Source organism: Arthrobacter agilis (assembly GCF_002953615.1).
In the GTDB taxonomy this organism is placed as follows: domain Bacteria; phylum Actinomycetota; class Actinomycetes; order Actinomycetales; family Micrococcaceae; genus Arthrobacter_D; species Arthrobacter_D agilis_B.
In genome coordinates, this window is record NZ_CP024915.1 from 951,263 (window position 1) to 957,158 (window position 5,896).

Genomic DNA, 5,896 nt, shown 5'->3' on the forward strand with positions numbered 1-5,896 from the left:
GAGGCGTTGCCGGAGGCCCTGGAGGCGGCGATGCGTGAGGCCCAGTCCGCGTTCGGGGATCCGACGATGTTCCTGGAGCAGGCGGTGCTGCGGCCCCGGCACATCGAGGTGCAGATCCTCGCCGACGCCGAGGGCAACGTCATGCACCTGTTCGAGCGGGACTGCTCGCTGCAGCGCCGGCACCAGAAGGTCATCGAGATCGCCCCGGCGCCGAACCTGGACGAGGGGATCCGGCAGGCCCTGCACCGGGACGCGGTGAAGTTCGCGACCGCGCTGGGCTATGTGAACGCGGGCACCGTGGAGTTCCTCGTGGACACGGTCGGGGAGCGGGCCGGCCAGCACGTGTTCATCGAGATGAACCCGCGCATCCAGGTCGAGCACACGGTCACCGAGGAGGTCACCGACGTGGACCTCGTGCAGTCCCAGCTGCGGATCGCCGCCGGGGAGACCCTCAAGGATCTGGGCCTGTCGCAGGAGACGGTGAGCCTGCGCGGCGCCGCCCTGCAAAGCCGCATCACGACGGAGGACCCGGCGAACGGGTTCCGGCCCGATGTGGGACGGATCTCCGCGTACCGGTCCGCCGGCGGAGCCGGGGTACGCCTGGACGGCGGGACGGTGTATGCGGGGGCGGAGATCAGCCCGCACTTCGACTCGATGCTGGTGAAGCTCACCTGCCGGGGCCGGGACTACCCGGCCGCCGTCACGAGGGCGAGGCGTGCGTTGGCGGAGTTCCGGGTCCGCGGTGTCTCCACGAACATCTCCTTCCTGCAGGCGGTCCTGGACGACCCGGACTTCATCGCCGGGAACGTCGCCACCTCCTTCATCGACGAGCGTCCCGAACTGCTCACCGCCCGCATCCCGGCGGACCGCGGCACGAAGCTGCTCACCTGGCTCGCGGACGTGACCGTGAACCAGCCCAACGGGGCACGGCCCGCGCACCTCGACCCACGGGAGAAACTCCCCGAACTGCCCGCATCGACCGCCCTGGCCCACGGTGAGCCCGAGGACCGGCAGGACGCGCAGGCTCCGATGGGGAGCCGGCAGCGCCTGCTGGAGCTCGGGCCGGAGGGCTTCGCGCGGGCGTTGCGGGAGCAGACCGCTGTGGCGGTGACGGACACGACGTTCCGGGACGCGCACCAGTCGCTGCTGGCCACACGGGTGCGGACCCGTGACCTGGTCGCCGCGGGTGCGTCGGTGTCGGCGCTGACCCCGGGATTGCTGTCGGTGGAGGCGTGGGGCGGGGCGACCTATGACGTGGCGCTGCGGTTCCTGGGGGAGGACCCGTGGGAGCGCCTGGACGCGCTGCGCCGCCAGATCCCGGACATCTGCCTGCAGATGCTGCTGCGCGGCCGGAACACCGTCGGCTACACCCCCTATCCCGAAGCCGTCACCACGGCCTTCGTGCAGGAAGCGGCCGCGTCGGGTATCGACATCTTCAGGATCTTCGACGCGCTGAACGACGTGTCCCAGATGGAACCGGCCATCCGCGCGGTCCGGGACACCGGGACCGCGGTCGCCGAGGTCGCCCTGTGCTACACGGCCGACATGCTCGACCCCGCCGAGACGCTCTACACCCTGGACTACTATCTCGACCTCGCCCAGCGGATCGTGGGCGCCGGGGCACACATCCTGGCGATCAAGGACATGGCCGGGCTCCTGCGTCCCGCCGCGGCCGCGAAACTGGTGACCGCCCTGCGGGAACGCTTCGAGGTGCCCGTGCACCTGCACACCCACGACACCGCCGGCGGCCAGCTCGCGACCCTCCTGGCCGCGGTCGACGCCGGGGTGGACGCCGTGGACGTGGCCAGCGCACCCCTGGCCGGGACCACCAGCCAGCCCTCCGCCTCGGCCCTGGTCGCGGCCCTGGCCCACACGCCCCGGGACACCGGCCTGGACCTGGATGCCGTGTGCGCGCTGGAACCCTACTGGGAGGCCGTGCGGCGCATGTACGCCCCGTTCGAATCCGGCCTGCCCGGCCCCACCGGTCGGGTCTACCGGCACGAGATCCCCGGCGGGCAGCTCTCCAACCTCAAGCAGCAGGCCATCGCGCTCGGACTGGGGGAGCGCTTCGAGGCGATCGAGGACATGTACACGGCGGCGGACAGGATCCTGGGCCGCCTGGTGAAAGTCACCCCGTCCTCCAAGGTCGTCGGGGACCTCGCCCTGGCCCTGGTCGGCTCCAACGCGGACCCCGCCGCGTTCCAGGACAACCCGCAGGACTACGACATCCCGGACTCGGTCATCGGATTCCTCAACGGAGACCTCGGCAACCCGCCCGGCGGTTGGCCCGAACCCTTCCGGAGCAAAGCCCTGAAGGGACGCGAACTCAAACCACGCGACGCGGACATCACCGCCGAGGACCGGAAGGACCTCGCCGGGACGCCCGCCGAGCGCCGGCAGGCCCTGAACCGGCTGCTCTTCGCCGGACCCACCAGGGACTTCACCGCCACGAGGGACACGTACGGGGACGTGTCCGTGCTCGGCACCGCGGACTACCTCTACGGGCTGCAACCGGGCACCGAACACGTCATCGAACTCGACAAGGGCGTCCGGCTCATCGCGACCCTCGAAGCCGTGTCCGACCCCGACGAGAAGGGCATGCGTACCGTCATGTGCACCCTCAACGGGCAGATGCGACCCGTGGCCATCCGGGACAAGAACGCCACCAGTGACGTGAAGACCGCCGAGAAAGCCGACCCCGGCACCCCCGGCCACATCCCTGCACCCTTCGCCGGGTCCGTCACCATCACCCTCACCGAAGGAACCGCCGTCACCGCCGGAGACACTGTCGCCACCATCGAAGCCATGAAGATGGAAGCCAACATCACCACCCCCATCACCGGCACCATCCAGCGCACCACGTTCACCGGCACCCGACCCGCCCAGGGAGGAGACCTCCTCCTCACCATCACCCCCGCCTGACGCCACGGGTCGGATCGAGGGGGAGGAGCCGGCAGGCTCGGGGAATGGGGGGGTGCAGCTCCGGCCTGCTGTCGGCCCGGGCGCGGCTAGACTGCGTCGTGTGACCCACTACGACCTCGCCGTCATCGGCTCCGGCTCCGGCAACACGCTCATCTCGCCGGAATGGGCTGACCGGAAGGTCGTCCTCGTCGACGGCGGTACCTTCGGCGGCACGTGCCTCAACGTGGGATGCATCCCCACGAAGATGTACGTCTATCCGGCCCAGCTGGCCGCGGCGGCCGGGGAGTCCTCGCGCCTCGGCGTGGACCTCACCCTCGACCGCGTGCGCTGGAGCGACATCCGGGACAGGATCTTCACCCGGATCGATGCCATCTCCTCGGGCGGGAGGGCCTACCGCGCCGACGAACTCGAGAACGTGACGCTCATCGAGGAGTACGTGCGGCTGACCGGGGAGACGTCGTTCGAGACGGCGTCGGGTGATCTGGTCACCGCCGACCAGGTGGTCATCGCCGCGGGCTCCCGCGCCGTCCTGCCCGAGATCCCGGGCATCTCCCTGCCGCAGGTGCACACGTCGGATACCGTGATGCGCCTTCAGGACCGGCCACGGCGCCTGCTGATCGTGGGCGGCGGGTACATCGCAGCGGAGTTCGCCCACGTCTTCGGCTCCTTCGGGACCGATGTGACCATCGCGGTCCGTTCCGGGGGTATGCTGCGGCAGCTCGACGAGACCGTCTCCGAGGCCTTCACCGAGCACGCGGCGCGGCAGTGGGACCTCCGGCTCGACACCGATGTCACCGGGATCACCGCCAACGACGACGGCAGCGTGACCGTGCGCCTCAGCGGGCCCGCCGGTGCGGTGGACCTCGAGGTCGATGCCGTCCTCATGGCCGTGGGTCGCACTCCCAACACGGACAGGCTCGGCGCGTCGGACGCCGGCCTGGACCTGCACGACGACGGGCGCCTCGCGGTCGACGAGTACCAGCGGGTGCTGCGCGACGGGCGGCCGGTCGAGGGGTTGTGGTCCCTGGGTGACGTGAGCAGCGCCCACCAGCTCAAGCACGTGGCGAACCACGAGGCGAAGATCGTCGCGCACAACCTGCTGCACCCGGAGGCCCTGCGGGCGAGCGACCACCGGTTCGTGCCGTCCGCGGTGTTCTCCCACCCGCAGGCGGCCTCGGTCGGCATGACCGAGGAGGAGGCGCTCCTCCATGCCGAGGCGTCGGGCACCACGATCGTGACCGCCGTGCAGCACTACGGGTCGACGGCGTACGGGTGGGCCATGGAGGACACCCAAGGGTTCGCGAAGATCATCGCCGAGCGGTCGACAGGACGGATCCTGGGTGCGCACATCCTCGGCCACGAGGCGTCCATGATCATCCAGCCCCTGATCCAGGCGATGTCCTTCGGCCTCGATGCCCGCTCGATGGCGCGCGGACAGTACTGGATCCATCCCGCGCTCACCGAGGTGGTCGAGAACGCGCTCCTGAACCTCGCGCTCGACTGAGGCGACCGTCCCTCCGCAGGGTCTGCGGAGGGACCATCGCCTAGACCTTGGCGGTCGAGTAGATCGACTCGACGACGTCCGAGTAGTCCTTGAGGACCTGGGCGCGCTTGATCTTGAGGGACGGGGTCAGGTGCCCGGTCGTCTCCGTGAAGTCGGTCGGCACGATCCGGAACACCTTGATCGCTTCGGCCCGCGACACCGTCGTGTTGGCCGTGTCCACGAGCTCCTGGATCTCGTGGAGCACCGTCGGATGTTCCGAGGCCTCCGCCATGGTGGTGCCGGCGGGGAGCTGGTGCCGCTCGAGCCAGCCCGGCAGCGCTTCCTCGTCGAGGGTGATGAGCGCCGAGATGAAGGGACGCTGGTCGCCGATCACGACGCACTGCGAGACCAGGGCGTTCGCGCGGATGGCGTCCTCCAGCATCGCGGGGATGACGTTCTTGCCGCTGGCCGTCACGATGATCTCCTTCTTGCGGCCCGTGATGCGCAGGAAACCGTCGTCGTCCAGTTCGCCGATGTCGCCGGTACGGAACCAGCCGTCGACGAAGGCCTCGTCGGTGAGCTCCGGGCGGTTGAAGTAGCCCTTCATGACGCAGACACCCTGGGTGAGGATCTCGCCGTCGTCCGCGATCCGCACGGCGTTGCCCGGGAGGGGTGCCCCGACGGTGCCGATCTTGATGCGCCTGGGGGTGTTCACGGTGATGGGCGCCGTGGTCTCCGTCAGGCCGTAGCCCTCGAGCACCATCAGCCCGATGCCGTGGAAGAAGTGGCCGAGCCGGTCACCGAGCGGAGCGCCGCCGGAGACCGCGTGCTGCACGCGGCCACCCATCGCGGTGCGGATCTTGCCGTAGAGCAGCCGGTCGAAGACGGCGTGCTTGACCTTCAGGCCCAGCGGGATCCTGCCCGCCTGCTCGGCCTTCGACCAGGCGATCGCGATGTCCGCGCCGGCGTGGAAGATCCTGCCCTTGCCGCCGTCCTCGGCCTTCAGCATCGAGTTGTTGTAGACCTTCTCGAAGACGCGCGGCACGGCCAGGATGAAGGTCGGCTTGTAGCTCTGGAGGTCCGGGAGCAGGTTCTTGACGTCGGGGGTGTGGGCCACGGTGGCTCCCGCCGCGACGCAGAGTACCGAGATGAAGCGCGCGAAGACGTGCGCCAGGGGCAGGAACATGATGGTCTGGCCGCCCTCGCGCGCCACTTCGGGCAGTGCTGCCGCGGCGTTCTCCGAGAGTTCAACGAAGTTGCCGTGCGTCAGTTCGCAGCCCTTCGGCTTCCCCGTGGTGCCGGAGGTGTAGATGATGGTCGCGACGTCGTCGAGCCCTGCATAGGCACGGCGGTCGGACAGCGTCTGCTCGTCCGTGCCGACACCGGCGGTGCGCAGGGTGTCCAGTCCGTCCCCGTCGAACTGCCAGACGTGCTGCAGGGACGCGATCCCCTCGAGCGCCACCGCCTCGCGCACCACGTTCTCGTGGCGGG

The 5,896-nt window shown here is 69.8% G+C and carries 3 protein-coding genes; 2 read left to right on the plus strand and 1 reads right to left on the minus strand.

Features of this window, described 5'->3' with window-relative positions:
- Both CVO76_RS04605 and CVO76_RS04610 read left to right on the plus strand, forming a co-directional pair.
- The coding region (locus CVO76_RS04605; RefSeq protein WP_244186201.1) for a pyruvate carboxylase at nucleotides 1–2,922 on the plus strand (2,922 nt) is incomplete at its 5' end.
- 100 nt (nucleotides 2,923–3,022) lie between these two features.
- A complete protein-coding gene (locus CVO76_RS04610) occupies nucleotides 3,023–4,426 on the plus strand; it encodes a mycothione reductase (RefSeq protein WP_208740902.1) in 1,404 nt (467 codons plus the stop codon).
- A 40-nt stretch (nucleotides 4,427–4,466) separates the two neighbouring features.
- Here the strand turns inward: CVO76_RS04610 and CVO76_RS04615 are convergent.
- On the minus strand, nucleotides 4,467–5,896 hold a 1,430-nt coding region (locus CVO76_RS04615), incomplete at its 5' end, for an AMP-dependent synthetase/ligase (protein WP_208740904.1).